A 26275-nucleotide genomic window follows, 5' to 3' on the forward strand; every position below is an offset into this window, starting at 1 on the left:
CCCCATGCTAGGCCGCACCGCCAACAGCCTGTTCTGGATGTTCCGCTATCTTGAGCGGGCAGAGAACACCGCGCGCCTGCTCGACGCGGCATTGCGCATGGCGCTGACCCGCGATCTGACCACGGCCGAGGCGGAATGGCGATCGGTGATCGCGACGCTCGGCCTGCAAGCGGCCTATGAGGCAGTGCATGATGGCTATGACGGGTTGCAAGTGTGGAACTTTGTGCTGCGCGGGGGCTCCAACCCCGGCAATATCCGCGCAATGTTCGGCGCGGTGCGCAGCAATGCGCGCACGGCCCGCACCAATATTTCTTCCGATGTCTGGGAAGCGGTCAATGATAACTGGATGAAGCTCGATGCCATGCTCGCCCGCCCGGTCGGGCAGACCGCTGTGGGCGAGGTGCTGGGCGCAATCCGGCGCGCTGGCACGCAGGTGCACGGCGCGTTCGAAGGTTCGATCCTGCGCGACGAAGGCTATCATTTTGCGCGTGCCGGCACCTTCATCGAACGCGCAGACAGCACTGCGCGCATTCTCGACATGAAGTATTTCCTGCTGCTGCCATCGCTGTCTTACGTGGGTTCCAGCCTCGATACCGGGCAGTGGGAACAGGTGCTGCGATCGGTCGCGGGCGCGCGGGTCTATAGCTGGCTCAACGCCGGGCAGATCGAAGCGCGCGGGATTGTCGAATTTGTGGTGCTGGATGATCGATTCCCGCGCAGCCTTGCGTTTTGCCGCAATGCGCTGCGCGAAACCTTGGCCGCGCTGGCGCGGATGCATGGGGCAGACGGGCAATGCAATGCCTTGATGCGCGATGCCGATACCCGCATCAGCCACCTTACCGTCGATCAGATATTCGAGGCCGGGCTGCACGAATTTCTGATCGATTTCCTCGCCCGCAACGCCGCCATCGCGCACGCGATTGCACAGGATTACCGGTTCCACGCATGAGCAGTATGACCCTCTCGATCCGGCACACCACGCATTACGCCTTTGCGCAGCCGGTGGTGCACGCATTGCAGCGGTTGCGGCTGACGCCCAAGGAAACGCAGGGGCAGCGGATCATCGATTGGTCGATGGCGCTGGAAAACGCCCATGCCGAACTTGAATATGACGATCAGCATTTCAACCACGTCACGCTGATCGCGCTGGACCCCGGCGCGCGTGAGGTGACGGTGACCTGCGCGGGCACGGTTGAGACGGATGATAATGCCGGGGTGATCGGCCGCCATTCGGGTCATCTGCCGTTGTGGAGTTTCGTGCGCCAGACCGCGCTGACCCGACCGGGTGCAAAGCTGCGAGCCTTGCTGCGCGAGGTGTCGGGGCCGATAGATGATGCGCCGCTCGATTTCCTCCACGCATTGTCGGGCCTGATCCGTGACCGCGTTGCTTACGAGGCCGGGCGCACCCATTCGGCCACCACCGCCGAAGAAGCGATGCAGCATGGTTACGGCGTGTGTCAGGACCATGCGCATATCTTCATCGGCGCGGCGCGGGCGGCCGGTATCCCGGCGCGCTATATCAGCGGTTATCTGATGATGGATGACCGGATCGAACAGGAAGCCACCCACGCCTGGGCCGAAGCCCATGTCGAAGGGTTGGGCTGGGTCGGGTTCGATGTGTCGAACGGCATTTGCCCCGATCCGCGTTACGTCCGCGTGGCGACCGGCAGCGATTACCGCGATGCCGCCCCGATCACCGGGATCAGCATTGGCGCGACCGCAGAAGTGCTGACCGTGGGCGTAGCAGTGGAATCGCGCCCAACGGGGCAGCAGCAAGATCAATCATCGCAATAGACCGCCTTTGCCTAGGCGCGCGCTTCGGTATAGGGGCACCGCGCTGCTGAAAAAGGATATGGCATGACCTATTGCGTTGGCATGGTGCTGGATAAGGGGCTGGTGCTGATGAGCGACACCCGCACCAATTCGGGCGTCGACAACATCTCCACCTTCCGCAAGCTGTTCCACTGGAACGTGCCGGGCGAACGCATGATCGCGGTGATGACCGCGGGCAACCTTGCCACCACGCAGGCGGTGATCAGCCAGCTTGAAGAACGCACCAAGGCGCCGGAGGAACGTGACAACGCGCTGCTTAAAGGGCCGACGATGTTTCAGGTCGTCACTGAAATCGGCCGCTTGCTGCGCGCCACCATCGAAGCCGCGCAAAGCGGCAATGGAGATAGCGGCAAGGGGCGCTTTACCGCCACCATGATCGTGGCCGGGCAGATCGCCGGTATGCAGCCCCGCCTGTTCATGATCTATCCCGAGGGCAATTTCATCGAAGCCAGCTGGGACACGCCGTTTTTCCAGATTGGCGAAACCAAATATGGCCGCCCGATCCTGATCCGCGGCTATGATCGCGACATGAGTTTTGAAGATGCGGTGAAATTGCTGATGGTGAGTTTCGATTCCACCCTCAAGGCGAACCTGTCGGTCGGCCTGCCGCTGGATCTGCTGGTGATCGACAAGGATGGGTTCGCGCCTGCCCATGAACACCGGATTACCGCCGATGATCCATATTTCGAAACGATCTCATCGGGTTGGGGAAATGCGCTGCGATCCGCGTTCCATTCGCTTCCACCTTACCAATTTGCCGACAAGGGTTGAATCTTTACCATAATCAAACTCCGATATGGAGGAGAATATCGAAGCAATTTCAATGGTAAGATGCTTTCCCGGTGTGGTGAATGCTCCAGATCGGCGGCGCTACTGCGTGTATCCCTTAAGGGATTGCCGCAAGCCTGTGCCCATGACACGAAAAGCCACGCTCCACTTCATCGATTCCTGTAGCCGCCAACGTGCCGAACTGGCCCGGATAGGCTTCGCGCTGGGCCATCATTGCGAAGTGTATGGCGATCTGTCCGAATTGGCGGCTCACCCGCCGCGCGAAGGCATCATCATCGCCCGCGATACTGCCGAAGATGGTGGGGTCGGCATGATCCTCGATCGGCTTGGGCGGCTGGGCATCTGGCTCCCGCTGATCGCGGTCGATGAGCAGCCGCGCCCCAATCGCATTGTCGAAGCGATCAAGGCCGGGGCCCTTGATTATCTCGCACTGCCGTTTGATCCTGAACGTTTCACCCGCTGCCTCGACCGTATCGAGAAAGAGGCCGAGCAATTCGGCGTGGCGCGCCGCCGGATGATCGAAGCGCGTGACCGGATTTCCACTTTGTCGACGCGCGAACGCGAAGTGCTCGATTGGCTGGCGATGGGCAGCAGCAACAAAGCGATAGCGCGCGAACTTGAAATCAGCCCGCGCACGGTCGAAATCCACCGCGCCAACATGATGACAAAGCTGGGCGCACGCCATGCGGCTGAAGCGGTGCGGCTGAAAATGGAAGCCAAGCTGGAGCCGAAGCTGACAGCATAGAGCATCGTGCTGAAAAGTGGGAACCGGTTTCCAGCTTTTTACGATGCGACAACAAAGGATGGAGCGGGCGACCTGCGTCAGATTTAACGCAGCCCGCTCATAGACCGATTGCGGCCTGCCATCGCGGCGGAGTGGGGAAGGCGCAGCGACCGGTGTTCGTGCCAGCTCTCGCTTAACCCGACCGGATGGGGTTTGGCTCTGCTCAACGGCAGAAGGTCGCGCCGGTGCCTTCGAGATGGAAGTGGTCTTTGTGCGCGGCGTTGTATTCGGGGCCAAGCACGGTGCCAAACCGCTTGCACGCGCTTTTGTGCACCACCCGCAGGAATTCGCGCGTGGCCGCATCGCCGCCGTCCCAGTCGCGCTGCAACACGATCCGGCGGCCATCGGCCAGCACAAAGCCTGAAACGTCGATCGCTTCGGCGCGGGCGTGGGCGGAGCGGCGTTCAGTCCCGGCGACATTGCGGCAGGAATAGCTGCCCATCGTTTCGATCCGCGCGACCGGGCTGCCAAGGATCTGGCGCGCGGCGCGGTCAACGCCAAACCGCGCCCAGTCATTGAAAGCCTTGGCGGTGCCGCAGCGCACTGCGCCGATATTGCTGACGTTCAGCGGTGCACGGTCGCCCGCCAGCGCCATCAGTTGCACCGTGCCCAGCTTGTTGCATCCGGGCGCGGCGTAGGCATCGGGCAGGGCATCGAACCGCGCACCGCTGGCGCCAAGATCAGCTAGGCAGCTCGCATCTTCGGGGCGCGGGACATAGGATTGCGGGGCGGAACTGACGCGGGTGGCCGGGCGGGCCGCAGGTGTGCGGTCTGATGTACTGACGGAACCGGGCGCAGCCCCGCTGCCGCCGCCGGGGATCAACGAGCCGCATCCCGCCAGCGCCAGCGTGGCTGCAATCAGCGTCGTTACGCGAATCTTGCCTGTGCCTGTCATAGCTAAGGACTATTAAACAATAATGGTTAACAGACCGGAAACGAATGCGGATAGGTGATGGTTTTAAGTGGGGTAGGTAAAAGGCGCGAGGTGCCCCGCGCTTAGGTAATCCCCGGTTTCGGCCGGGTGAACTTGCTCACCACGATGATCGCCGCCATCGCTGCGGCAAAGCCGGGGACTATTTCGTAAAGGCCGGGGCCGCCGCCCAGCGCGGCTGGTAACTGCGCGTTCCAGCCCAGCGCGATCCATCCGGCCACCACGCCCGCGCCGGTCACCAGCCCGGCCACTGCGCCCGCCCCGGTCATGCCCGTGCCATCCTTGCCCGTCCCATCCTTGCCATGCCACATCAGCGCCAGCAGGATCAGCGGGCCGAACGCCGCGCCAAACCCAGCCCAGGCATTGGCGACCAGGCCCAGCACCTGGCTGTTCGGATCAGCCGCAATCACGATCGCGGCGATGGCGACCAGTGCGACCGCGATGCGCGAGACATTGACTGCCTCACGCTCGCTGGCGTTTCGGCGCAGGAACAGGCGGTAGAAATCCTCGGTCAAAGAGCTCGAACTGACCAGCAACTGCGATGAAATCGTGCTCATGATCGCGGCCAGCAGCGCGGCGTATAGAAACCCTGTTACCGCCGGGTGGAACAGCAATTGCGCCAGCACGATGAAGATCGTTTCGGGATCGTCCACCACCAGCCCGTTGCGTTCCGCATAGGCCCGCCCCGCGATGCCCAGCCCGATCGAGCCAAGCAGCGCAATGCCCATCCATCCCATCCCGAACGCCGCCGCGCGGCGCACGTTTTCCACCCGGTTGATCGCCATGAAGCGCACGATGATATGCGGCTGGCCGAAATAGCCCAGCCCCCATGTCACCGCGCTGATAAAGCCGATGGCGGTGAGGCCGTAAGTGAGGTCGAGAAAGCCTTCGATCGGCACTTCGGTCAGGCTCCCGCCCGCCGATCCGCCGGGGCCGAACATCACCACCAGCGGCATGATGACCAGCGCCCCCATCATGATCAACCCCTGCACGAAATCGGTCAGGCTGACCGCCAGAAACCCGCCAACCATGGTGTAGGCCAGCACGATCCCGGCAGTGATGACGATGCCGAGCATATAGTCGCTCAGCCCGGTGTTCGGGAGGATTCCGGCAAAGGCGGTTTCAAACAGCTTACCCCCGCCGACGAGGCCGGCTGCGGTATAGACGGTGAAGAAGGCGACGATGATGATTGCCGATGTCACCCGCAGCGCGGTGCCGCGTTCGGGGAAGCGGTTGGCGAGGAATTGCGGGATGGTGAGCGCGTTGCCGATCCGCTCGGTCTGTTCGCGCAGTCGCGGCGCAACCAGCACCCAATTGGCGAGCGCGCCGATGAATAGCCCAATCCCGATCCACGCTTCGACCAGTCCGGTGGCATACAGCGCGCCGGGCAGGCCCAGCAGCAGCCATCCCGACATATCGGATGCGCCTGCGCTCAGCGCCGCGACCGACGGCGGCAGGTTGCGCCCTGCCAGCAGATAGCCGGCAGAATCCCCGGTCGATCTGCGCCAGGCGTAAAGCCCGATGGCGAGCATCAGGATGAAATAGGCGGCGAGGGAAGCGAGAGTGGCACTGTTCATGGCGCGGTGGGTAACAAGCGCGCGGGCGCTTGGCCACCGCTAGCCGGGATTTTTTCCCGCCTGCGCCGATCAGCCGTCCTTGCGGCGGCGTGCTTTCTTGCGTTCGTTGGGATCGAGGATCGCCTTGCGCAGACGGATCGATTGCGGGGTCACTTCGACCATTTCATCGTCGTCGATATAGGCGATGGATTGTTCCAGGCTCATCCGGCGCGGCGGGGTCAGGCGGATCGCTTCGTCCTTGCCCGATGATCGCACGTTGGAAAGCTGCTTGGCCTTCATCGGGTTGACTTCGAGATCGTCGGGCTTGGCGTTTTCGCCGATGATCATGCCTTCATACAGCTTCATCTGCGGGGCGACGAACAGTTCGCCGCGTTCTTCGAGCATATTGAGCGCATAGGCATTGGCTTCGCCATCGCCGTTCGAGATCAGCACGCCGTTCTGCCGCCCTTCGATCGAGCCCTTGTAGGGGCCGTATTTCTCGAACAAGCGGTTCATGATCCCGGTGCCGCGCGTGTCGGACAGGAATTCACCGTGATAGCCGATCAGCCCGCGTGACGGGGCGGAAAAGGTGATGCGGGTCTTGCCCACGCCCGACGGGCGCATTTCGGTGAGGTCTGCCTTGCGGCGCTGCATCTTTTCCACGACCGTGCCCGAATGTTCGTCATCCACGTCGATGACGACGGTTTCGTATGGCTCCATGCGCTTGCCATCTTCCTCGCGGAACAGCACGCGCGGGCGGCTGATGCCGAGCTCGAACCCTTCGCGGCGCATCGTTTCGATCAGCACGCCCAACTGCAATTCGCCGCGCCCGGCGACTTCGAAGGCGTCCTTGTCCTCGGATTCGGTGACGCGGATGGCGACGTTGGTTTCGGCCTCGCGCAGCAACCGGTCGCGGATGATGCGGCTGGTCACCTTGGTGCCTTCGCGCCCAGCCATCGGGCTGTCATTGACCGAGAAACGCATCGCCAGCGTCGGCGGATCAATCGGCTGGGCGGCGATCGGTTCGGATACCGAAGGATCGCAGATGGTGTTGGCCACGGTGGCCTTTTCAAGGCCCGCCAGAGCAATGATGTCGCCCGCCTGTGCGGTTTCCACCGGCACGCGTTCCAGCCCATCAAAGCTCATCAGCTTGGTGGCGCGGCCCACTTCGATCACCTTGCCGTCCATATCGATAGCGTGGATCGGATCATTGACCTTGATCGTGCCCGACTGCACCCGCCCGGTAATCACGCGGCCCATGAAGTTGTCACGATCAAGCAGCGTGGCAAGGAAGCTGAACTTCGCGTTCGGGTCGAGGCCGGGGGCGGGGACGTGTTCGATGATCTTTTCGAACAGCGGGGCCAGGCTGCCTTCGCGGCGATCCTGATCTTCGCTGGCATAGCCATCGCGGCCCGATGCATAGAGCACCGGGAATTCGAGCTGATCGTCGGCAGCATCAAGGCTGACGAACAGATCGAACACTTCGTCCAGCACTTCCTGCGGGCGGCCATCGGGACGGTCGATCTTGTTGACGACGACAATCGGGCGCAGACCCAGTGCCAGTGCCTTGCCGGTCACGAACTTGGTCTGCGGCATCGCACCTTCGGCACTGTCGACCAACAGGATCACGCCGTCCACCATGCTGAGGATACGTTCCACCTCGGCGCCGAAATCGGCGTGACCGGGGGTGTCGACGATATTGATGCGCGTGGTGGTGCCATCTGCGCCATGCCATTCGACGCTGGTGCACTTGGCAAGGATCGTGATCCCGCGTTCCTTTTCCAGATCGCCCGAATCCATTGCGCGTTCTTCGACCCGCTGGTTTTCGCGGAAGGTGCCCGATTGGCGGAACAACTGATCAACCAACGTGGTCTTTCCGTGGTCAACGTGGGCGATAATCGCGATATTTCTCAGGGCAGACGACATTCGGGAAACTTCCGGTAAAAAAGCCGGTCGCGGGGCGTCCGGTGCATGAAATACGGGCAGCGCGCGCCGGGCACGATGCGTTAGGCGGTGTTTGTGGCGAGTTAGCGACAGACCTTGACGCTACGGCATGGGCCGCAGACGCGCCGGAGTGCTGCGATGCAACATTGCCGCGCCGCCTAGCGCAAGCGCGCGCGCGGGGCAAGCGCAGGGCTTTACGAAGCGATGGGCCGTAGGCGTGGCAGTGTGACTCTTGCGCAACAATCTGCCGTTTTGCCTTGGAAAAGCGTGGTTCTGCGGCTTGTCGCTGGCGCAACACTCGCTTATCACCGCCGCTGCACGACCACGGGAGAGAACGCATCTTGAGATGCGGGCCCTAACCGGCGCCGGGGTCGCGGGATTTAGGAGAGGAGCTTCCATGCGTTCGACCACCACCGGCTTTGCCGGATCATACCGATTGACCCTGCTCGCTGGTGCAGCGGCTTTTGCCTTGGGCGCACCGGGTGTCGCTTTTGCGCAAGATGAGGCGCCCGAAGTCGATGCCCCTCAAAGCAGCAACGTCATTATCGTGACCGCGTCCAAGCGCGAGCAGACGCTGCAGGAAACGCCGATCTCGGTTTCGGTGACCAGCGGTGAAACGCTTGAGCGGGCAGAAATTCGTGACGTGCTCGATCTGCAAACCGTGGTGCCATCGCTTCGCGTGAGCCAGTTGCAGACGTCATCTGCAACGACCTTCATCATCCGCGGCTTCGGTAACGGCGACAACAATTTCGGGATCGAACCTTCGGTCGGTGTGTTTATCGACGGTGTGTTCCGGTCACGCTCAGCCTCATCACTGTCCGATCTCAACATGATTCAGCGCATCGAAGTGCTGAGCGGGCCGCAATCGACCTTGTTCGGCAAGAATGCGAGCGCGGGTGTGATTTCGGTTGTGACCAAGGAACCGCAATACGAATTCGGCGGTCAGGTTTCAGCGACTTATGGCAATTTCGACCAGATTTTCCTGCGCGGTGAATTGACCGGCCCGATCACAGACAATATCGCCTTTTCGGTCGACGGATCCTATCAGGAACGCGACGGGATTGGCCGGATCGTCAACCTCGACAACGCGGAAATCAATGATCGTGACCGCTGGTCGGTCCGTGGCAACCTGTTGATTGAGCCGACGGCTGACATCAAAATCCGTCTGATCGGCGATTATTCGAAAATCGAAGAAGTGTGCTGCCAGACCAGCAACCTTGTTGTCGGCCCGATAACCGCGGGTGCCATTGGCGCAGTCGGCGGGCAATTCCCGACCGACTTCTTCAGCTTTGACAATTTCCTCAACGTGATTCCGGAGAATGACAACGAGAACTACGGCTTTTCGGGCCAGATTGACTGGTCGTTTGGTAATTTTACCGTCACTTCAATCACGGCCTATCGCGAGCTGAACAATTCGTTCTTGCAGGACGTTGACTTTACCAGCGCCGATCTCGTCAATGAATCGCGCGATCAAGGAGTGGATACATTTACGCAGGAACTGCGCATTGCATCAGACTTTGACGGCCCGATCAACTTTCTGCTGGGCGGCTTTTATTTTGACGAAGAAATCGAACAAGACAGCTTCCTGACTGTAGGCGCCGACTTCCGCGATTTTGCCGCGTTCCAGGCAGCACCCGCTGCGCTGCTGCCACCCAACCCGACTGGTGCCCAGCGTATCGCTGTCGGCAACGCGGTGCTCGGGCAAGCCGAAGCCGGGCTCGGCCTGCCGAACGGCAGCATCTTTGGTGGTGACCTCCTGACCAGCGAAACCTTCACGGTCGACAACAAGTCATGGTCGATCTTTGGCACCGTTGATTTTGAACCGCTCGATGGCCTCGTGTTCACCGCCGGTTTCAACTACACCGACGATGAAAAGGACTTCACGTCTGATTTCAACGCACTCGATCCGTTGGCGAATATCAATCTGGTGGACGCGTTCATTATCGGCGCGACCGGTGGAGCTGTCACCAACCGGGCACAATTCCAGGCTCTGCCGACCGCAAATCAGCAAGGACTGCTTGCTGCTGCTACCAATCCGGCCGTGAACCCGCTGCTTGGTCTGAGGGCGTTGCAATTCCAGACACCGTTCCCGGACGTGCCCAACGCGGTTGAAGACGGGCGCACGCGCGATGACGATTTTTCGTACTTGCTGCGCGTGGCGTACCAGGTGTCGAACGAGGTCAACGTTTACGCCAGCTACGCGACAGGCTTCAAGGCGAGCTCCGTCAACCTGTCGCGTGACAGCCGCCCACTACTGACTGACTTTACCCCGGGCCCGGGCGTGTCGACCTTTGCTGCCCCATCATCGCCGATCATCGATGCGGGGCTGGCGACACCGAACCTGACCACTGGCACACGCTTTGCCGGTCCTGAAGAGGCAGAGGTTTACGAACTTGGGGTCAAGGCGCAGTGGGATGGCGTCGGCTTTAACCTGGCAGTGTTCGATCAGTCCATCGACGGCTTCCAGAGCCTTGCGTTCACCGGTCTTGGCTTTGCGTTGCAAAATGCGGGCAAGCAATCTGTTCAGGGCTTTGAATTCGATGCGACGGTATCGCCAGCCGAAAGCCTGGTGCTGACTTTTGCTGCGACCTACCTCGATTCAAAGTTCGACAGTTTCCCGGGCAGTGTGCTGGGCGATCTTTCGGGGCAGTCTGTTGGCGGGGTTCCTGATTTGAGCCTTGTTGCCTCGGCAACCCATACCCACGAATTTGGAGCCAGCGGCAACCGTTTGATCACGCGCGTTGATTTCAACCATGAAAGCAGCACGCCGATCAATAACGGCCTGCCGACATTCAATAGAGGATTGGGCAACACCCAGATATTCAACCGCGAAGTCAATCTGGTAAACACCTCGATGACACTGGCGCTGGACAACGGGCTTGAAGTCGGGGCGTTTGCGCGCAACCTGTTCGACGATAAGTACATCATCACGGTGTTTGATGGCGTCGCGCAGGCCGGAACGGTTTCGGGCTATCCCAACCAGCCGCGCACCTATGGCGGGGTGGTGCGCTTCAAGTTCTGAGCCCACGCTAAGGCTGACAAGCAAAAGAGAAGGCCCCGCGCAGTTGATGCGCGGGGCTTTTTTTATGTTTGCGTTGCGGGCACGATTGTGTTGATTTGCCGAGGCTTCTTGAGTGCAAGGACGATCACATTATGCGATGGATGATTTTGCCGTTTAAACGGTATGCCGATTTTCATGGGCGTTCGCGGCGAATGGAATACTGGATGTTTCAGCTCCTCAATTCGGTGGTGACGCTGGTGCTGATAACACCGTTCATCTACACGATCGTGAGTGTGACGATGGCACTACCTGATGATCCGAACATATTAGCTGCCGCATACTTGGAAATAACTACAGACTGGATGAGCCTTCCTATGATCTGTCTGGCCCTCCTCGGTCTGTATATATTAGCCTCCTTCATTCCCTTGCTAGCGGTAACTGTGCGGCGGATGCATGATCGCAACATGTCAGGCTGGTTATATCTTGTCGCCGGTTTGGTGCCGTTGATGTTGCCGGGAACGGTAGGCCCCAACCGCTATGGCCCTGATCCCAAAGACTCATACGGCGGATACGTTTTCGCCTGAGGCCGCCCGCGCGGGCGCTGCCGGGGGTTACAGCTCCCGCAGCGCCTGCGCCGGTTTCGCCCGCAGCAGCGGCAGCGATCCGGCGAGGGCGAAGGCGAGAACCAGCGCCACGCCAAATCCGAGAACGCCGAGCACCTGGCCCCAATCGGGCAGCCAGTCAAAGCTGAACAGCTGGGTGATTACCACCCACGCCAGCGCCGATCCCAGCCCCAGTGCAACCACCGCCAGCACGCCTGCGATCAGGCCATATTCGGCCAGTTGCAGCAGCAATATCTGCCGCCGGCTCGCCCCTAGCACCCGCAGCATCACCGTGTCATAGGTGCGCGCCGCGCGCGCCGCAGCAATCGCGCCCATCAGCACTGCAAGCCCCGCCAGCACTGTCACCGCCGCCGCCGCCAGCGTCGCCAGGCTCACCTGATCGAGGATAGTGCGCGCCTCGTCCAGAATGCTGCCGACCTCGATCACCGAACTCGACGGCATTTCCCTTACCAATGCGCGCAGCAGCCGTCCGCGCGCGTCGCTATCCGCGCCTGCGGGCAGATCAATCGTGGCCGAAAGATTGTGCGGAGCATCGCTGATCGCATTGCGGCTGAACACCAGCAGGAAGTTGAACCCCATGCTTTCCCAGTCAATCTCACGCAAGGAAGCGATCCGCGCGGTGCGTTCCACGCCGAGGATGCCGACGGTGATGTAATCGCCCACCTCCAGCCCGGCGGCCTTGGCCAGATCAACGTCCATCGACACCAGCGGCTCGCCATCGTGCATCGGGCTCCACCATTCGCCCGCCACTACGCGGTTGCCCTGCGGCAGCGTGTCCGAATAGGTCAGCCCGCGTTCGCCGCGCAGGCCCCACGCGCCGTCGGGAATCTGATCCAGATCGGCAACCCGCACCATCGCGTCCTTAGGCCCGAAAGCCAGCACCGCGCCGCGCATGGTCGGCACGGTGCGGATCGCGGCCTTGGGGAAATCCTGCTGGATCAGATCGAAGAACCGCGGCTCTTTATCGCGCGGCACGTCCAGCACGAAGTAATCGGGCGCATCGCGCGGCACGCGGCTTTGGATATTGCCGTCAATCGCGCTTTGCACGGCGGCCAGCAGCACAAATGCGGCAAGGCCAAACCCCAGCGCCGTGACCAGCGCCCCGGTCGGCGCGCCGGGGCGGTGGATGTTCGACAATGCGCTGCGCAACAAGGGATTGGCCGGACGCGGCACGCGGCGGGCGAGTTGCTGGATGCCCCAGCCAAGCCCCGCCAACAGCGCCAGCGCGCCGCCTGCACCGATCAGGAACCCGCCCGAAAGGCGCGGCTGCGCGGTGGTCAGCAGCGCCAGCGCGCAGATCGCGGCGATCCCCAGACCGGTGGCAATCAGCGCGCGCCTGTCACGCCCCAGCGGCACAATCCCCGACCGCATCAGCGCCATCGCCGGATAGCTGCGCGCGCGCAGCAAGGGCGCAGCGGCGAATGCAAAGGCGACCAGCAAGCCATAGGCCGCCGCCAGCGCTAGCGGGGCCGGGGCGATGATAAACCCGCTTTCCACCGGCAGCAGCCCCTGCAACGCCGCGCCCAGCACGGGGGTGATCAACACGCCCGTGGCCAGCCCGGCAAGGCTCCCCACCAGCGCCGCAACCCCGATCTGCATTGCATAGATGTGCACGATATCGCCCGATGTCGCGCCCAGCACTTTCAGAGTGGCGATGCTGGTGCGGCGTTGATCGAGATAGGACGACACCCCGCCCGCAATCCCGATGCCCGCGATCACCAGCGCAGCCAGCCCCACCAGCGTGAGGAAATCGCTCATCTGCCGCACGAACCGGTCGGTGCTGGGCGATGCGCGGTCGCGGGTGCGGATATCGAACCCGGCATTGGGGAAGGCGTCTGTCAACGCCTCCTCAACCGCCTTGGGATCGCGCGCGGGATTGGCGAAGGCGACGCGGTGTTTGCTTTGATAGAGCGCGCCGGGCTGTAGCAATCCGGCGGCGGCAGGCACACCTTGCGCGACGATCACCGTCGGGCCAAGCTGGAACCCTTCTGACAGGCGATCAGGCTCGTCCTTGATCACGCCAGCGGCTGTCAGGGTGGCGGTGCCGACGGTGAAACTGTCACCCACTGCGATGCCGAGCCGGTCTATCGCGGTTTGCGCAATCCATGCGTTGTTGCCCGAAGGCGCGCCGACTTTGCGCCCGTCAGCCAGCACCAGCGCGCCGAACATCGGCCATTTGGCGTCCACGGCCTTTAGTTCAATCGGCGCGGCGGCTTGCGGCGTGCTGGCCATCGCCTGCAACCGGAATCCGCTCGAAACCTCGCCATATTCCTCCAGCGCGGCGCGTTGATCGGGGGCAAGGTCGCGCTGCCAGATTTCGACTTCGAGATCGCCGCCGAGCAGCTCCTGCCCGGATGAAGCCAATTCGCGTTCGATCGCCGATGTCAGCGTGCCGATCGCGGCGAGCGCGGCGGTGCCGAGGAAGATGCACACCAACAGCAAGCGCAAGCCCCGGAACCGGGCGTTGAGATCGCGCCGGGCAATGCGCCACGCCGTCTTGAGCGGCAGGCTCATGCTGCGTCGGCTGCGCTTGGCGCTGTGTCCGATACGATCACCCCGTCGGCCATCGTCAACACCCGCTCGCAGCGCGCGGCGAGACTGGCATCGTGGGTGATGATCAGCAACGTTGCCCCCGTTTCGGCGCGGCGGGCGAATAACAGGTTGATGATCTCTTCCCCGGTGGCGGCGTCAAGATTGCCGGTCGGTTCATCAGCGAAGATCAGATCAGGGCGCGGCGCGGTGGCGCGGGCGATGGCGACGCGTTGCTGTTCGCCGCCCGAAAGCTGGGTGGGGTAATGCCCGGTGCGGTGGCCAAGGCCGACAGCGGCAAGTTCCGCCTGCGCGCGCGGCGCGGCGTCGGCCATCCTGGCGAGTTCCATCGGGGTGGCGACGTTTTCGGCTGCTGTCATCGTGGGGAGCAGGTGGAACGCCTGAAGCACAATTCCGATCCGCCCCCGGCGCGCTTCAGCAAGGCCATCTTCGGACAAGGCGGCGAAATCCGCGCCCGCCACCGTCACGCTGCCGCCGCTGGCGCGTTCAAGCCCCGACAGCACCGCCATCAGCGAGCTCTTGCCCGAACCCGATGGGCCAAGCAGCGCCACCACCTCACCGCGCGCAATGTCCAGATCAATCCCGCGCAGGATCGTGACCGGCGCGGCAATGCTGCCGAGGGTGAGGGTAAGGTTGCGGGCGCTGATTGCGAGAGAGGGACTTGTCACAGGTTTCCGATGGCATAGTTGGTGGGGTGCGGGCAAGTTACTCGCAGGGGAGGTTCACGGATGCACAAGCGCGGTTGGTCGAATATTGCAGGGTTTGGCGCGTTTGCGCTGGTGTTGACAGCGTGCAGCGACAGCGCGGGCGAGGATGCGACCCGCGCTCCCGCAGCGGCTGCGGCGGGGGAAGCAGCCCTGCCAGCGATCCCGGTGATGGGGCCGGAACGGCGGATCATCGCCTTTGGGGATAGCCTGTTTGCCGGATACGGCCTCGATCCGGCGCAAAGCTACCCGGCGCGGCTGGAAGCGGCCCTGCGGGTGAAAGGCATCAACGCCGCGATCACCAATGCCGGGATTTCGGGCGATACGACCGCCGCGGGCCTGCAACGGCTGGCCTTCACGCTCGATGCGCAGGATCACAAGCCCGATCTGTTTATCCTTGAACTGGGCGGGAATGATCTGTTGCGCGGATTGTCGCCGGATGAAACCAAGGCCAATCTGGCCAAGATGCTCGATGAATTGCGCGCCCGCGATATTCCGGTGTTGCTGATGGGAATGCGCAGCCCGCCGAATTACGGGCCGGAATATCAGGCGCAGTTTGATGCGCTCTACCGCGATCTTGCCAGCGAATATGGCGCAGACCTGATCCCGTTCTGGCTGGACAACATTTACCGCGAGCCGAAGCTGTTCCAGTCCGACCGCATCCACCCCACGGCAGAGGGGATCGAACGGCTGGTCGCGGCGACTTTGGGCGAGGTTGCGGAGGCTTTGCCGGAGAAGAAGTAATTCGTCATTGCGCGGGGACTCACATTTTTTCCACTTCCCCCCCGCTGACCCGCCAGATCGCGGCCTCGCCCCTGATCGCGTCGAAGGGGGCAAGCTCGGTGCCGGTCATCCACACCTGCGCCCGCCCTTCGCGTAACCGGCGGAACAGCTCGGCGCGGCGCACCGGGTCGAGATGCGCGGCGACTTCATCGAGCAGCAGCACGCTGGGCCGCCCGGCCGAGGCCAGCACGCCGTGGGCCAGCGTGATCGCAATCAGCATCGCCTTTTGCTCTCCGGTGGAACAGGATGCGGCGGGCTGGCGGGTGGAGGCCATCACCACCTCCAATTCATCGCGCTGCGGCCCGGTGAGCGCGCGCCCCGCCGCCCGGTCGCGCGGGCGATTGCGGGCGAGGTCTGCGCGCAGCGCCACCTCGTCCACCGGCCCGCCGGGGCGATAGGTCAGCGCGGGGCGGGCGAAGGGTTCGGGTGGCAGGGCGGAAAGTTCGTCCGCCAATCGTGTCACCAGTGCGGCGCGGGTGCGCGCCACCGCCGCGCCATGATCGGCCGCCTGCGCCTCCACCGCGTCCATCCAATGCGGATCGCCGCCGCTTTCCAGCACGCGCCCGCGTTCGCGCAAGGCTGACTCCAGCGCATTCACCCGCCGCGCATGGTCGGGCGCTATGGCGAGCGCCATGCGGTCGATGAACCGCCGCCGCGCACCCGCGCTGTCGGTGAACAATCCGTCCATCGCCGGGGTCAGCCAGCTTAGCGCCAGCCATTCCGCCAGGCTCGCCGCGCTGGCGGGTGCGCCGTTGACCCGCACCAGCCGCCGTCCGGGCTGCCCGGCTTCGGTATAGGTGCCGAGCCGCGCGGAGATGGTGCCCGCTTCGGTCAGGCTCGCCCCGATGGCAAAGGGCAGGGGCGGGTCGTCCGGCGCAGCCCTGCGCGCCACCTCGCCAAGGTTGGCGCGCCGCAGCCCGCGCCCCGGCCCCAGCAACGACAGCGCTTCGAGCAGATTGGTCTTGCCTGCCCCATTCTCGCCCACCAGCAGGTTGAAATGCGCCGTATCCGCCAGCGTGGTCGCGGCGTGATTGCGGACATTTTCAAGGCTGATTTTGCTGAGCGCCATCGTGTCAGCGCGGGTAGCACAGGGGCGCGATTTGGCCAGTGCGGCACGCCTGAAATCCGCAATCCCAATCCTTGGTGTAAATTCCCAAGCTTTCGTTTGCCTGAACGGGTTGTCACAGGGGTGAAAGCAAGGAAACGGCGCAAATCAGCCATTTTTCGAGTTTGGCACGGCCCGTGCAAAGTGTTCTGCGTCCCCGGGATGGTCTCGCAGGACAGTAAAATACACCAAGAAGTTACCACCATGTTTGCCCAAGAAGTTTCAAACCGTCTGTTCGCCGCCGCTTTCTCGGTCGTCATTTCGGCCGCGTTTTTTGCCTATGCGATCGTGCCAGCCAGCCCCGGCCTTGTTGCCTGAGCCTGACCTCACCCAACTTTCATAAAAGGATCATTTCCCATGTTCGGCCCCGAAACCAGTGCTCGCTTCGTCTCTGCCGCCTTTGCTGTCGTGTTGACGGTTGCTAGCTTCGCCTATGCGATCATCCCCGCCAGCCCCGGCATGATGGCGTAACCCGCCGCGCCTGCTTCACTATTCGGATATGAGGGATTTTTGACATGAGCAACATCACCAACACCCCCGGTGGCAAGCCGCCGCGCGCCAGCTTCCACCTCGACAAGACCAACGCCAAGGTTTTCGGCGTGTGCGCCGGGATTGCCGATTATTTCGGCATTGATGCGATGCTGGTGCGGATCGGCTTTGTCGCCGCCACCCTGTTCGGCTTCGGCGCCCCGGTGCTGATCTACCTCGCTGTCGCGCTGATCGCGGATTGAGCCAACCGGCTGACAGGCGGAGCGGAATGACCCAGTTCGGGCCTTGCAAGGCCCGCAAGGGCGACCGCCCGCCGGCCGGAAGGCCGCCCCCTCGGCAGGCGATTGCGAAGCAATCTGCCGCGAGAGAAAAAGACTCCCGCTGCCCGGGTTTCACATCGCCGAGATGCCACCATCCAGTTTCAACTCAGCCCCGGTCATGAAGCGGCTTTCGTCGCTCGCCAGATAGAGCACCGCATTGGCGATATCGTTGGGCTCGCCCACGAATTTGAGCGGGATCTGACGCGCCAGCTTTTCCAGCAGCACACCCTTGTCGAGCGACGCCGCCTTGGCGGTCCCGTCAAGGATCGGCGTGTCAATAAAGGTCGGATGCACCGAATTGCAGCGGATGTTCATGTTTTTCTTCGCACAATGCAGCGCAATCGACTTCGACAGCATCCACACCGCCGCCTTCGAGGCATTGTAGGCGGGCATGGTATCGCTCGCGATCAATCCGGCGATGCTCGAGATATTGATGATCGACCCGGGCGCGTGTTCACGCATCAGCGGCAGGGCTTTCTGACAGCCGTGGAAAATCGAATTGACGTTGATGTCGAAACAGCGCTGCCAATCGGCAAAATCGCAAGTTTCGATATTGCCCGCAACCCCGATCCCGGCATTATTGACCAGCACGTTAAGCCCGCCGAGGTGTTCGCGCGCGGCGTCCACCGCTGCTTCCCACTGCATCGGATCGGTCACGTCATGCGCGATAGCAAAGGCGGTGCCCGCGCCCATTTCGGCATTGATCAGCGCCGCTGTTTCCTGCGCCCCCGCAGCGTTGATATCGGTCGCCAGCACCCGCGCGCCTTCCTGCGCCAGCCGGATGCAATGCGCGCGGCCCAGCCCCTGCGCCCCGCCGGTTACCAATGCGAGCTTGCCCGCTACCCGTCCTGCCATAATTCAATCCTCTCCCAAATATTCCGGTGTTTGTAACATTGCGATGCGCACGTCCACCGCGTGGCCCGCGCGCCGCCATTCGGCGACGAAGCGCGAAAGATCGCGCAAGGCGACCCGGTGGACGGTGATGTTTTCGCCTTCAGTCCCCCCGCCTTCACCGACGCGGGTAAGGTCGCGCGCGCGCAGCAGGGTGAAAGCTTCGGACACCATGCCGGGTGAGGAATAGAATTCGCCCAGCACCTCCAGCCGCGCAGCGCGGTAGCCGGTTTCCTCCTCCAGCTCGCGCGCGGCGGCGGTCAGTGCATCTTCGCCTTCGCCGCCGGCATCATCGCCGACCAGACCGGCCGGCAACTCCAGGCAGAAGCGGCCCAGCGGCACGCGGTATTGGCTGACAAGGATGACGTGGCGGGTGCCGTCGGTATCATCATCCAGCGCGATGATCACCGCCGCACGAATGCCGCGTGCGCGCCCGACATATTCCCACCGCCCGCGTTTCTTGGCGGTGATAAAGCGGCCTTCCCACATCACCTGTTCCGGCAGGTCAGCGTCGCGGTCTTTTTGCAAGATGAGAGTCCCCGTTCATCCTGAGCTTGTCGAAGGATTGCCCTTCTTCAGCGTTGGACAAGAAGTGAAGAGTGGCCCTTCGACAGGCTCAGGGCGAACGGGTCAAGCGCGAATTGAGGGGAGGGAACCTAAACCTCGATCAGGCGGTCAGGCAGTTCGTTCACATCATCCGCGCCGCGCGGGAAATGCTGTGCTAGCACAAAGCCGACATCGCCGATGCCCACCGCCAACCCTTCGGCAATTCGGCCTTTGCGGATTTCGATCAGCATATCGCCCATCGCTTCGCCCCACACCTCGGCGGAGACAACCGCAGCGATGCTTTCATCGGCGATGATTTCCGCGCGGTGTTCGCGCATCGACAGGTAGATCATCACCCCGGTGCGCCCGGTGGTGCGGCGATCCGCGCCCACCTTGAACTGGCGCACCGCCTGCGCGTGGACGCGGATGGTCTTGGTGGGGCCGGGGATGAGCAGGAACTTCAGCGGCTCCCACTGCTGCACCAGCATCACTGCAAGGAAGGTGAGCAGCCCCAACCCGATCACCATGCTGGCCAGCTCGCCGGTGCTCCATTGATGGCCCCAGCCGCCGATCAGGCGATCCCACAGGTCAAGGAACGGGAGCGGAAAGGCTGCGAACAGGCTCATCACGGTGAACGCCGCGCCCACCGCCCACAGCAAGGCGACATCGGTATAGCCGTCGGATCGGTCAGCCAGCACGGTCACGATCTCACCCGACGTCTGCGCCTCGGCTGCGGTCACGGCGTCAGCCACCAGCTTGCGCCCGGCTTCATCAAGATAGGCCATTTTCTACCACCCCCCCGATGCGCCGCCGCCGCCGAATGAACCACCGCCGCCGGAAAATCCTCCGCCGCCGCCGAATCCACCGCCAAAGCCGCCGCCGCCCCAGCCATCATCATCGCCGCCCGACAGCGCGCCGCGCAAAATCGCGCTGCCCACTTCCCACAGGATAATGTCGCGGGCGGTGTCGCCCATGTCGCGGCCCAGCGAACCTTCGCGCGCGCCCCACGGGCCAGCGCCCTTGGAACGATATTTGCGCCGCCGCCTGCGCCCGGACATGATCGGCAGGATGAAGAAGAAGACCATGAACGCCAGCCAGATCAGCACGCCCACGGGAAATCCGCCGTCGCCTGCGCGTTTCTTGCCCGCTTCGGCAGCGACCTTCGCGGCTTCTTCGGGGGGCAATTGCAGCTGGGTGATGATCGCATCGGTGCCTGCCTCGATCCCGCCGGGGAAATCCCCGTCGCGGAAAGCGGGCAGGATCTGGTTCTGGATGATCAACGCCGACAGCGCATCGGTCAGATAGCCTTCAAGCCCGTAGCCAACCTCGATCCGCACCTTGCGGTCGTTGGGCGCAACCAGCAGCAGCGCGCCGTCATTGCGGCTTTCATCGCCAAGCCCCCAGGCGCGCCCCAGCTGATAGCCGTAATCGGATATGTCATAGCCGTTGAGGTCGGGAACCGTGGCGATCACCAACTGGCGCTGCGATTGGGTTTCGAGCGCTTCCAGCTTCGCGGTCAGCCGCGCTTCGGCCTCGGGCGTCAGAATGTCGGCATTATCGACCACCCGCCCGGTGAGTTCGGGGAATTGCGGCTGCGCGGCGAGGGGCGCGGAAAGCCACACCCCCGCCAGCGCGAGCACTATTGCAAGGCGGCGAAACACGCCGATCAATTCGACGTCATATCAAGCGTCGGTGCCACTTCGGCGCCTTCGGTCACTGCCTTGTAAGGCACCATCGGTTCCGCGCCGTGGATGATGTTCGCGCCGATGGTGTCGGGGAAGGTGCGGATCGTGGTGTTATATTTGCGCACCGCTTCGTTGTAGTCGCGCAGCGCCACCGCGATGCGGTTTTCGGTGCCTTCAAACTGGCTCTGGAACGCGAGGTAGTTCTGGTTCGACTTGATCTGCGGATAGGCTTCGAAACTGGCCAGCAGACGCCCGATCCCGGCGCTCATCTGCGACTGCGCGGCAGCGAATTGCTCCATCTTGGCCGGGTCATTCAGATCATCGCCGGTAACATTGACGCTGGTCGCTTTGGCGCGCGCTTCGGTCACTTCGCGCAGGATGGTTTGTTCGTTTTCAGACGCGCCCTTCACAATCTCAGCAAGGTTGGGGATGAGATTGGCGCGGCGCTGGAACTGGGCTTCGACATCGGCCCACTTGGCCTTGGCTTCCTCCTCAGCCGCGGGGACCGAATTGATCCCGCAGGCCGCAAGGCTAAGCGCAGCGGCAGCGGCCAATGCGCCGCGCAGCATGGTGGTGAATTTCATCGAAATGATCCCTCCTGATGGCGCTGACCCCCCGATAGCGGACAGCGCGGCAACTCCTGTATTGTGGATATAGCACACCACTTTGCGGGTTCAAGCGGCGGGCTGCGGAAAGCTTGGCGCTTGGCAGCGCGCAAGTGGAGTGCCAGAAGGGCAGAATAGTGGATAAAGGGGATCAATATGCTATCGGATTTCAAGGCTTTCATCGCCAAAGGCAATGTCATGGACCTGGCCGTGGGGGTGATCATCGGCGCGGCATTCGGCGCAATCGTCAAATCGCTGACTGACGAGATCATCATGCCGGTGGTCGGCGCGATCTTTGGCAATATCGATTTTTCGGATCGCTACCTGGTGCTGTCAGGCGAAGTTGCGGATGGCACCACGCTGGCCGCAGCGCGCGAAGCGGGCGCAAATGTGATCGGGCTGGGGGCGTTCATTTCGGTGCTGATCAACTTTGTGATCCTCGCCTTCATCATCTTTCTGATGGTGCGGTATGTGACCAAGGTGAGCGCGCAGTTCAGCAAGCCCGAAGAGGCAGCCCCGGCTGGCCCGAGTGAGGTGGAACTGCTGACCGAAATTCGCGACGCGTTGAAGAAATAACCTTTGCTGTGTGAGCCCCCGCGCAGGCGGGGGCCTCCCAAGGCTTGGCGCTAATTTGCCGGGAGGTTCCCGCCTTCGCGGGAACGCACAATAGGGCTGCTCACTTCACATTCAGGATTGGCGCGCTATATCGGCGGTGTCGGGCAACCGACTATGGCGATAAATTGCTGCGTGCAATAGATGCAACGGACCCGGGGGCAGTACCCGGCGGCTCCACCAGAAACGGCGAATTTTCGCCAGTTCTGATGGGGCCGAACCAGGATCGACGTGTGTTGAAAAGCGTAGTTTTTGCCCGGGCTGAGTAACCCGCATAAGGCTCAAAAACCATAAGTGCCAACGATAACGAAGCACTCGCAATCGCTGCGTAATTGATGGGCTAACGCCCTGATATTATTAGGCTAAAAAGCGCGGTTGGACCGACCGGGCAACAGAACGGATTCCGGGGCTCCGGGGGTAGCTAGCAACAGAAACCCCCACCTTTACAGCAATTGTGAACTACGTCGGGCGCAGGCAACAGCCCTATTCGGACTTTGCGCCTTCGCCGCGCAGTTCGGCCAGTTCTTTTTCCAGCCGGATGCAATCGAGGATCTTCGCCCCGCCGAGGAACACCGCCCCGGTGGTCGCCAGAAACAGCAGTTTGCCGCCAAAGCCGGGATATTCGGTCAGATAGGCGCTGCCCCGCGCCGTTGCGCCAAGTGCCAGCGCATAGATGATCGCGAACGCCTCAAAGCGGTTCTTGATAATGAACAGCCTTCCAAGTTTGCGCAGCATCGCGTGTTCCGATCCTTGGCGGCCCTGCCTGTGCAGAGTCACGTTAATAATGCGGAAACCTTACCCTCAGCGTCGGGAAATGTGCAAACGCGTTAACCAAGTTGGGCCAGATTGAGCGTGTCCAGCAGCGCGAGGCGTGCCGAAATGACGCTGTTTGCGAGATTTTCCGAACCCAGATCAGCCGGATCGATCTGTTCGGGCCAATGCGCAGCGATGGTGCGTTCAATCAGATCGGCCTTGGCTTCGGTAAGCAGGAAGCGCGGATCGACGGTATCCGGCGCGCATACCACCCGCAGCCGTAGGCAGGCCGGGCCGCCACCGTTTGCCATCGACTGTTTCACATCGACCGGGATCACCTGCCGGATCGGGCCATTGCTCGCGAGCATCGCTTGCGCCCAAGCCCATACGCTGGCGCTTTCACGGCATTCCTCGGGCACGATCAACGCCATGCTGCCATCGGGAAGCGTGAGAAGCTGCGCGTTGAACAGATAGGTGCGGATCGCTTCCTGCAAGCTGACCGCGCTCGACGGCACCTCGACCACTTCGAGCGCAGGGAAGGCCGTGCGGATTGCGTCATAGGCCAGCTGCTGGTCGGCAAAGGCTTCGGCATGGGTGAACAGCACCGGGCCATTGGCGACCGCGACCACATCATTGTGGAACGCGCCTGCTTCAATCGCAGCCGGGTTCTGTTCGATGAACACCGTGCGCGCTGGATCAAGCCCGTGGCGGCGAGCGACAAGACGGCTGGCCTGTTCGTGCTGGCGCGCGGGGAAGCGCCCGCCAGTTTTGCCATAGACAAACACCTCGACACCCGGCGCAGCGTGGCTTTCGCACAATCGCAGATGATTGGCCGCGCCCTCATCGCCGAAGCTGCGCGGCACGGCATCGTGGATCGCGAAGTGCCGCGAATCGCCGAATGCGACCTCCAGTTGGCGTTTGGTATCGGGCCATTCCTGCGCGCGGTGGAGCATGGTGACGAGGTTGGCCGGCGTCAGGTGGCAACGCCTGTCGGCGGTATCCGAGGCGGGGCTGACGGTAGCGGCATTGGCGGTCCACATCGACGATGCCGACCACGGCGCGGCGCGCAATTGCGGCGGCTCACTGCCGTCCAATGCCAGCGCCTGCGCCAATGCATGGTTGGGGCGGGGCAGGGGTAGCAGGAACCCCTGCACACCCAGCCGCGCGAGGTTTCCGCGCATCTTCGCCACCCCCTGCAACGCCGCCGCGCGCGGGTAAGACGGATCGCCCGCATGGCTGGCGCTGGCGATATTGCCGAGGCTGAGGCCGGCATAATTGTGGCTGGGGCCAACGATTCCGTCGAAATTGATTTCGGTGAGCATTCCTGTGTCCATCCCGTCATTGCGAGCGACCGCAAGGTCGCGCGGCAATCCATGATCGAACCTTGCGGCAAGCGGGCGGGCCATGGATCGCCGCGTCGCTGCGCTCCTCGCGATGACGAGGGAAAATTACCGCGCCACGCTCCACACGGTATCGCCCTCGCTCACATCAAGCAGATCAGCGCTGGCCGAATCGATTGCGATGCCGCCGTCTGCGTCCAGCACCCGCGCACCAAAGCAAGCGCGGAAGGTGCCGAGCTGGCCGGTGGCAAGGATCGCCCGTTCACCTTCGCTGGCTGAAAGCGCGGTCACGCTTGCCCGCACGCTGCCCTTCACGCTGGTCACATCATCGGTATGCGCGACCATGGTTGGCCCGCCATCGAAGATATCGACATAGCCATCGTGGCGGAAGCCTTCGTTTTCGAGCATCCGCATCGCCGCGCGCCCGGTGGGGTGGGGCACGCCGATCACGCTGCGCGCATCATCATCCAGCATCGCGATATAGACCGGGTGTTTGGGCATCAGATCAGCGATGAACTGGTTGCCGTTGATCGCGTTGAAATAATCCGCGTCCTGAAAGCTCATCCCGAAGAACCGGCCGGCGACCCCGTCCCAGAACGGCGATCCGCCGCGTTCGTCAATGATCCCGCGCAGCTCCGCCAGAAGGCGATCGGCAAACCGCGCGCGGTGCATCGCCACGAACATATAACGCGACCGGGCGAGCAACAGGCCAAGCCCGCCCGCGCGTTCATTGGGGTGGAGGAACAATCCGCCGACCTCGCTCGATCCCTCAAGGTCGGTGACGAGGCTGAGCAGCTCGGCGCGCACCGTGCGGTCAAGTTCCTGCGAATATTGCGTCAGGGTGTTGAGGCGATAGGAATAGAACGGCCAGCGCTGGCCCACCTTGGTCATCAGCTGACAGGTGCCGCGCACCGTGCCGGTGCGGGCGTTTTCCAGCACCAACACGAACTGTTCGTCCACCAACTCATCGGCCTCGCGGGCAAAGGCCGCCTCGGCGCGTTCGAGCTTGGCCTTCAATGCGGCGCGGTCTGGCGGCAGGTTGGTGAAGCCCCCGCCGGTCAGCTTGGCCATTTCGTAGAGCGCCTCAAGATCGGCGGCACGCGCGGCGCGCAGGCGGAAGGTCACGATATTGCTCCCTGTTCTAAATGGCCCATTGCGAGGCGCTCTATCACGCGGGCGGATAACGCCGCGCGGGTCGTAAGGCTGGGGACGATCAGATATTCGTCAGGGCTGTGGATCGCGCCGCCCCGCACGCCCATGGTGTCGACCACCGGGACGCCGCAGGCCGCGATATTATTGCCATCGCACACCCCGCCGGTCGATTGCCAGCGGATGTCCTGCCCCAATTCGGCACCGCATTGGCGCACCAGATCGAACAGCTTTTGCGCGGCGGCATCGACCTTCTTGGGCGGGCGGGTCACGCCTCCGTGGCGATGGGTAGTGACTTGATGAACGGTTTCAATATCGCGCAGCAAGGTGTTGAGATCACGCTCGAACCCTTCCATCGCCGTGGTCGATTTCGGGCGGATGTTGAAACGCAATACCGCATGGTCGGGCACGACATTATTCGCCGCGCCGCCCTCCAGCTTGGCCGGGTTGATGGTGAGATCATCACGCTCCAGTGCCTTCAGCCGCAGAATCAGATCGGCGGCGGCGACAATCGCATTGCGCCCTTCATGCGGGTTGCGCCCGGCGTGGGCGGACTTGCCGGTGATCGTGATCGAATAATTGCCCGTGCCGCCGCGTTCATGCGCCAGCGTCCCATCGGGCAGGGCGGCCGGTTCATAGGTCAGCGCGGCGAGTTTGCCTGCTGCCAGTTCGGAAATCAGCGCGCTGCTCGCCAGCGAACCGGTTTCCTCGTCCGCATTGATCAGCACATCATAGCCGAGGCTGGATGCGCTGGCGGTCTGCTCAAACGCCAACAGCGCGTGGAGCATCACCGCGATCCCGCCTTTCATATCGGCCACGCCGGGGCCGTTCAGCGTCTGATCGTCCAGCCAGCGCTGGTGTTGAAAGGCGTGATCGGCGGCGAACACCGTGTCCATATGCCCGGTCAACAGGATGCGGCGGTTGGCCTGCGGGCGTACCCGCACCACCAGATGCTGGCCGTGGGGCTTGTCGAACGCGCTGCCATCGGCGGCAATCGCGGTGACGGGGGCGGGGGCGATCATCTCCACCGTACCGGGCAGCGCGGCGAATGCCTCGACCAGCGCGGCGGCCTGCTGGGCGAGGCCGGGAAGATTGCCGGTGCCGGTGTTGATCGCGCTCCACGCCTGCACCTGTGCCAGCATGGCGGCGGCATCGAAGGCGGACGGTGTGATCGCGGTCATCCCCCACCTCTAGCCGCGTGTGCGCGCCAGTCCAACCCGTTGCAAAGTGCGCAGGCCTGCGCCATAGGGTTAGCCGTCCTCTCCTCCCCAGGTCTGCCCCA

At 62.9% G+C, this 26275-nt stretch carries 26 protein-coding genes and 1 other RNA gene; 12 read left to right on the forward strand and 15 right to left on the reverse strand.

Annotation, left to right across the window (positions count from 1 at the left end):
* Positions 1 to 4: 4 nt before the first annotated feature.
* The 4 genes from ABIE62_RS01950 to ABIE62_RS01965 all read left to right on the forward strand — a co-directional run bounded on the left by ABIE62_RS01950 (position 5) and on the right by ABIE62_RS01965 (position 3367).
* The gene (locus ABIE62_RS01950) at positions 5 to 949 is read left to right on the forward strand and encodes an alpha-E domain-containing protein (RefSeq protein ID WP_354323101.1); all 945 of its coding nucleotides are present in this window, start codon (positions 5 to 7) and stop codon (positions 947 to 949) included.
* Positions 950 to 954: 5 nt separating this feature from the next.
* Complete coding sequence (locus tag ABIE62_RS01955) at positions 955 to 1794, forward strand: transglutaminase family protein (RefSeq protein ID WP_454184780.1); 840 nt, start codon at positions 955 to 957, stop codon at positions 1792 to 1794.
* Positions 1795 to 1857: 63 nt separating this feature from the next.
* Positions 1858 to 2604, forward strand: a complete 747-nt coding sequence (locus tag ABIE62_RS01960) for a proteasome-type protease (protein WP_354323104.1) — start codon at positions 1858 to 1860, stop codon at positions 2602 to 2604.
* Between the two features lie 142 nt (positions 2605 to 2746).
* Entirely contained in the window at positions 2747 to 3367 is a 621-nt protein-coding gene (locus ABIE62_RS01965) for a response regulator transcription factor (protein WP_354323105.1), read from the forward strand.
* A gap of 202 nt (positions 3368 to 3569) precedes the next feature.
* On the opposite strand, the gene ABIE62_RS01970 is transcribed toward ABIE62_RS01965, so the two are convergent.
* The 3 genes from ABIE62_RS01970 to typA all read right to left on the reverse strand — a co-directional run bounded on the left by ABIE62_RS01970 (position 3570) and on the right by typA (position 7819).
* Positions 3570 to 4301, reverse strand: a complete 732-nt coding sequence (locus tag ABIE62_RS01970) for an extensin-like domain-containing protein (protein WP_354323107.1) — start codon at positions 4299 to 4301, stop codon at positions 3570 to 3572.
* Positions 4302 to 4402: 101 nt separating this feature from the next.
* Positions 4403 to 5914 carry a sodium/proline symporter PutP gene (gene putP, locus ABIE62_RS01975; protein WP_354323109.1) on the reverse strand — a complete coding sequence of 504 codons (1512 nt, stop codon included), beginning with the start codon at positions 5912 to 5914 and terminating at the stop codon, positions 4403 to 4405.
* Between the two features lie 69 nt (positions 5915 to 5983).
* Complete coding sequence (gene typA, locus ABIE62_RS01980) at positions 5984 to 7819, reverse strand: translational GTPase TypA (protein ID WP_354323110.1); 1836 nt, start codon at positions 7817 to 7819, stop codon at positions 5984 to 5986.
* Positions 7820 to 8234: 415 nt separating this feature from the next.
* On the opposite strand from typA, the gene ABIE62_RS01985 reads away from it, so the two are divergent.
* Together ABIE62_RS01985 and ABIE62_RS01990 are read left to right on the forward strand one after the other, a co-directional pair.
* Positions 8235 to 10859, forward strand: a complete 2625-nt coding sequence (locus ABIE62_RS01985) for a TonB-dependent receptor (RefSeq protein WP_354323111.1) — start codon at positions 8235 to 8237, stop codon at positions 10857 to 10859.
* A 140-nt stretch (positions 10860 to 10999) separates the two neighbouring features.
* On the forward strand, positions 11000 to 11422 hold the full coding sequence (locus ABIE62_RS01990; protein ID WP_354323113.1) for a DUF805 domain-containing protein: 423 nt from the start codon (positions 11000 to 11002) through the stop codon (positions 11420 to 11422).
* Positions 11423 to 11449: 27 nt separating this feature from the next.
* Here ABIE62_RS01990 and ABIE62_RS01995 read toward each other — a convergent pair whose 3' ends face one another.
* Both ABIE62_RS01995 and ABIE62_RS02000 read right to left on the reverse strand, forming a co-directional pair.
* On the reverse strand, positions 11450 to 13975 hold the full coding sequence (locus tag ABIE62_RS01995; RefSeq protein ID WP_354323114.1) for an ABC transporter permease: 2526 nt from the start codon (positions 13973 to 13975) through the stop codon (positions 11450 to 11452).
* The gene (locus ABIE62_RS02000) at positions 13972 to 14679 is read right to left on the reverse strand and encodes an ABC transporter ATP-binding protein (RefSeq protein ID WP_354323116.1); all 708 of its coding nucleotides are present in this window, start codon (positions 14677 to 14679) and stop codon (positions 13972 to 13974) included. The genes ABIE62_RS01995 and ABIE62_RS02000 overlap by 4 nt, the downstream gene beginning before the upstream one ends.
* 60 nt (positions 14680 to 14739) lie before the next feature.
* Between ABIE62_RS02000 and ABIE62_RS02005 the strand changes: the two genes are divergently transcribed.
* The gene (locus ABIE62_RS02005) at positions 14740 to 15459 is read left to right on the forward strand and encodes an arylesterase (RefSeq protein WP_354323117.1); all 720 of its coding nucleotides are present in this window, start codon (positions 14740 to 14742) and stop codon (positions 15457 to 15459) included.
* A 19-nt stretch (positions 15460 to 15478) separates the two neighbouring features.
* Here the strand turns inward: ABIE62_RS02005 and recF are convergent, their stop codons facing one another.
* Entirely contained in the window at positions 15479 to 16567 is a 1089-nt protein-coding gene (gene recF, locus ABIE62_RS02010; RefSeq protein ID WP_354323119.1) for a DNA replication/repair protein RecF, read from the reverse strand.
* Between recF and ABIE62_RS02015 the strand changes: the two genes are divergently transcribed.
* Genes ABIE62_RS02015 through ABIE62_RS02025 form a run of 3 tightly spaced genes read left to right on the forward strand, consistent with a single transcriptional unit; the run spans position 16526 to position 17334 of the window.
* On the forward strand, positions 16526 to 16921 hold the full coding sequence (locus ABIE62_RS02015) for a hypothetical protein (protein ID WP_354323121.1): 396 nt from the start codon (positions 16526 to 16528) through the stop codon (positions 16919 to 16921). The two genes, recF and ABIE62_RS02015, sit on opposite strands and share 42 nt — an antisense overlap.
* A gap of 39 nt (positions 16922 to 16960) precedes the next feature.
* The gene (locus tag ABIE62_RS02020; protein WP_354323122.1) at positions 16961 to 17074 is read left to right on the forward strand and encodes an enoyl-CoA hydratase; all 114 of its coding nucleotides are present in this window, start codon (positions 16961 to 16963) and stop codon (positions 17072 to 17074) included.
* Positions 17075 to 17118: 44 nt separating this feature from the next.
* A complete protein-coding gene (locus ABIE62_RS02025) occupies positions 17119 to 17334 on the forward strand; it encodes a PspC domain-containing protein (RefSeq protein WP_354323123.1) in 216 nt (71 codons plus the stop codon).
* A gap of 150 nt (positions 17335 to 17484) precedes the next feature.
* Here ABIE62_RS02025 and ABIE62_RS02030 read toward each other — a convergent pair whose 3' ends face one another.
* From ABIE62_RS02030 to ABIE62_RS02050, 5 genes are all read right to left on the reverse strand, one after another.
* Complete coding sequence (locus ABIE62_RS02030; RefSeq protein WP_354323125.1) at positions 17485 to 18267, reverse strand: SDR family oxidoreductase; 783 nt, start codon at positions 18265 to 18267, stop codon at positions 17485 to 17487.
* Positions 18268 to 18270: 3 nt separating this feature from the next.
* Entirely contained in the window at positions 18271 to 18792 is a 522-nt protein-coding gene (locus tag ABIE62_RS02035) for an NUDIX hydrolase (RefSeq protein ID WP_354323574.1), read from the reverse strand.
* Between the two features lie 167 nt (positions 18793 to 18959).
* On the reverse strand, positions 18960 to 19634 hold the full coding sequence (locus tag ABIE62_RS02040) for a TPM domain-containing protein (RefSeq protein ID WP_354323127.1): 675 nt from the start codon (positions 19632 to 19634) through the stop codon (positions 18960 to 18962).
* Positions 19635 to 19637: 3 nt separating this feature from the next.
* Complete coding sequence (locus ABIE62_RS02045) at positions 19638 to 20510, reverse strand: TPM domain-containing protein (RefSeq protein WP_454184771.1); 873 nt, start codon at positions 20508 to 20510, stop codon at positions 19638 to 19640.
* Between the two features lie 5 nt (positions 20511 to 20515).
* Positions 20516 to 21118 carry a LemA family protein gene (locus tag ABIE62_RS02050; RefSeq protein ID WP_354323128.1) on the reverse strand — a complete coding sequence of 201 codons (603 nt, stop codon included), beginning with the start codon at positions 21116 to 21118 and terminating at the stop codon, positions 20516 to 20518.
* Positions 21119 to 21295: 177 nt separating this feature from the next.
* Here ABIE62_RS02050 and mscL point away from each other — a divergent pair, with 177 nt between their 5' ends.
* Together mscL and ssrA are read left to right on the forward strand one after the other, a co-directional pair.
* Positions 21296 to 21715: a large conductance mechanosensitive channel protein MscL gene (mscL, locus tag ABIE62_RS02055; RefSeq protein ID WP_354323129.1), complete on the forward strand. Its 420-nt coding sequence runs from the start codon at positions 21296 to 21298 to the stop codon at positions 21713 to 21715.
* Between the two features lie 100 nt (positions 21716 to 21815).
* Positions 21816 to 22157: a transfer-messenger RNA gene (ssrA, locus tag ABIE62_RS02060) on the forward strand.
* Between the two features lie 77 nt (positions 22158 to 22234).
* On the opposite strand, the gene ABIE62_RS02065 is transcribed toward ssrA, so the two are convergent.
* The 4 genes from ABIE62_RS02065 to ABIE62_RS02080 form a co-directional block, all read right to left on the reverse strand.
* The gene (locus ABIE62_RS02065) at positions 22235 to 22486 is read right to left on the reverse strand and encodes a hypothetical protein (RefSeq protein ID WP_354323578.1); all 252 of its coding nucleotides are present in this window, start codon (positions 22484 to 22486) and stop codon (positions 22235 to 22237) included.
* A gap of 92 nt (positions 22487 to 22578) precedes the next feature.
* Positions 22579 to 23826: an N-succinylarginine dihydrolase gene (locus tag ABIE62_RS02070; protein WP_354323580.1), complete on the reverse strand. Its 1248-nt coding sequence runs from the start codon at positions 23824 to 23826 to the stop codon at positions 22579 to 22581.
* 126 nt (positions 23827 to 23952) lie between these two features.
* Complete coding sequence (locus ABIE62_RS02075) at positions 23953 to 24969, reverse strand: arginine N-succinyltransferase (protein ID WP_354323130.1); 1017 nt, start codon at positions 24967 to 24969, stop codon at positions 23953 to 23955.
* Positions 24966 to 26174 carry a hydrolase gene (locus ABIE62_RS02080; protein ID WP_354323132.1) on the reverse strand — a complete coding sequence of 403 codons (1209 nt, stop codon included), beginning with the start codon at positions 26172 to 26174 and terminating at the stop codon, positions 24966 to 24968. The genes ABIE62_RS02075 and ABIE62_RS02080 overlap by 4 nt, the downstream gene beginning before the upstream one ends.
* Positions 26175 to 26275 lie beyond the last annotated feature (101 nt).

Source organism: Porphyrobacter sp. MBR-155, from assembly GCF_040547625.1.
GTDB lineage: Bacteria > Pseudomonadota > Alphaproteobacteria > Sphingomonadales > Sphingomonadaceae > Erythrobacter.

What these genes read in the sequence shown, in the direction of transcription:
- ABIE62_RS01950 (WP_354323101.1), top strand. Translation starts at nt 5, where the DNA reads ATGCTAGGCCGCACCGCCAACAGCCTGTTCTGGATGTTCCGCTATCTT.
- ABIE62_RS01955 (WP_454184780.1), top strand. Translation starts at nt 955, where the DNA reads ATGACCCTCTCGATCCGGCACACCACGCATTACGCCTTTGCGCAGCCG.
- ABIE62_RS01960 (WP_354323104.1), top strand. Translation starts at nt 1,858, where the DNA reads ATGACCTATTGCGTTGGCATGGTGCTGGATAAGGGGCTGGTGCTGATG.
- ABIE62_RS01965 (WP_354323105.1), top strand. Translation starts at nt 2,747, where the DNA reads ATGACACGAAAAGCCACGCTCCACTTCATCGATTCCTGTAGCCGCCAA.
- ABIE62_RS01970 (WP_354323107.1), bottom strand. Translation starts at nt 4,301, where the DNA reads ATGACAGGCACAGGCAAGATTCGCGTAACGACGCTGATTGCAGCCACG.
- putP (WP_354323109.1), bottom strand. Translation starts at nt 5,914, where the DNA reads ATGAACAGTGCCACTCTCGCTTCCCTCGCCGCCTATTTCATCCTGATG.
- typA (WP_354323110.1), bottom strand. Translation starts at nt 7,819, where the DNA reads ATGTCGTCTGCCCTGAGAAATATCGCGATTATCGCCCACGTTGACCAC.
- ABIE62_RS01985 (WP_354323111.1), top strand. Translation starts at nt 8,235, where the DNA reads ATGCGTTCGACCACCACCGGCTTTGCCGGATCATACCGATTGACCCTG.
- ABIE62_RS01990 (WP_354323113.1), top strand. Translation starts at nt 11,000, where the DNA reads ATGATTTTGCCGTTTAAACGGTATGCCGATTTTCATGGGCGTTCGCGG.
- ABIE62_RS01995 (WP_354323114.1), bottom strand. Translation starts at nt 13,975, where the DNA reads ATGAGCCTGCCGCTCAAGACGGCGTGGCGCATTGCCCGGCGCGATCTC.
- ABIE62_RS02005 (WP_354323117.1), top strand. Translation starts at nt 14,740, where the DNA reads ATGCACAAGCGCGGTTGGTCGAATATTGCAGGGTTTGGCGCGTTTGCG.
- recF (WP_354323119.1), bottom strand. Translation starts at nt 16,567, where the DNA reads ATGGCGCTCAGCAAAATCAGCCTTGAAAATGTCCGCAATCACGCCGCG.
- ABIE62_RS02020 (WP_354323122.1), top strand. Translation starts at nt 16,961, where the DNA reads ATGTTCGGCCCCGAAACCAGTGCTCGCTTCGTCTCTGCCGCCTTTGCT.
- ABIE62_RS02025 (WP_354323123.1), top strand. Translation starts at nt 17,119, where the DNA reads ATGAGCAACATCACCAACACCCCCGGTGGCAAGCCGCCGCGCGCCAGC.
- ABIE62_RS02030 (WP_354323125.1), bottom strand. Translation starts at nt 18,267, where the DNA reads ATGGCAGGACGGGTAGCGGGCAAGCTCGCATTGGTAACCGGCGGGGCG.
- ABIE62_RS02035 (WP_354323574.1), bottom strand. Translation starts at nt 18,792, where the DNA reads ATGTGGGAAGGCCGCTTTATCACCGCCAAGAAACGCGGGCGGTGGGAA.
- ABIE62_RS02040 (WP_354323127.1), bottom strand. Translation starts at nt 19,634, where the DNA reads ATGGCCTATCTTGATGAAGCCGGGCGCAAGCTGGTGGCTGACGCCGTG.
- ABIE62_RS02050 (WP_354323128.1), bottom strand. Translation starts at nt 21,118, where the DNA reads ATGAAATTCACCACCATGCTGCGCGGCGCATTGGCCGCTGCCGCTGCG.
- mscL (WP_354323129.1), top strand. Translation starts at nt 21,296, where the DNA reads ATGCTATCGGATTTCAAGGCTTTCATCGCCAAAGGCAATGTCATGGAC.
- ABIE62_RS02065 (WP_354323578.1), bottom strand. Translation starts at nt 22,486, where the DNA reads ATGCTGCGCAAACTTGGAAGGCTGTTCATTATCAAGAACCGCTTTGAG.
- ABIE62_RS02070 (WP_354323580.1), bottom strand. Translation starts at nt 23,826, where the DNA reads ATGCTCACCGAAATCAATTTCGACGGAATCGTTGGCCCCAGCCACAAT.
- ABIE62_RS02080 (WP_354323132.1), bottom strand. Translation starts at nt 26,174, where the DNA reads ATGACCGCGATCACACCGTCCGCCTTCGATGCCGCCGCCATGCTGGCA.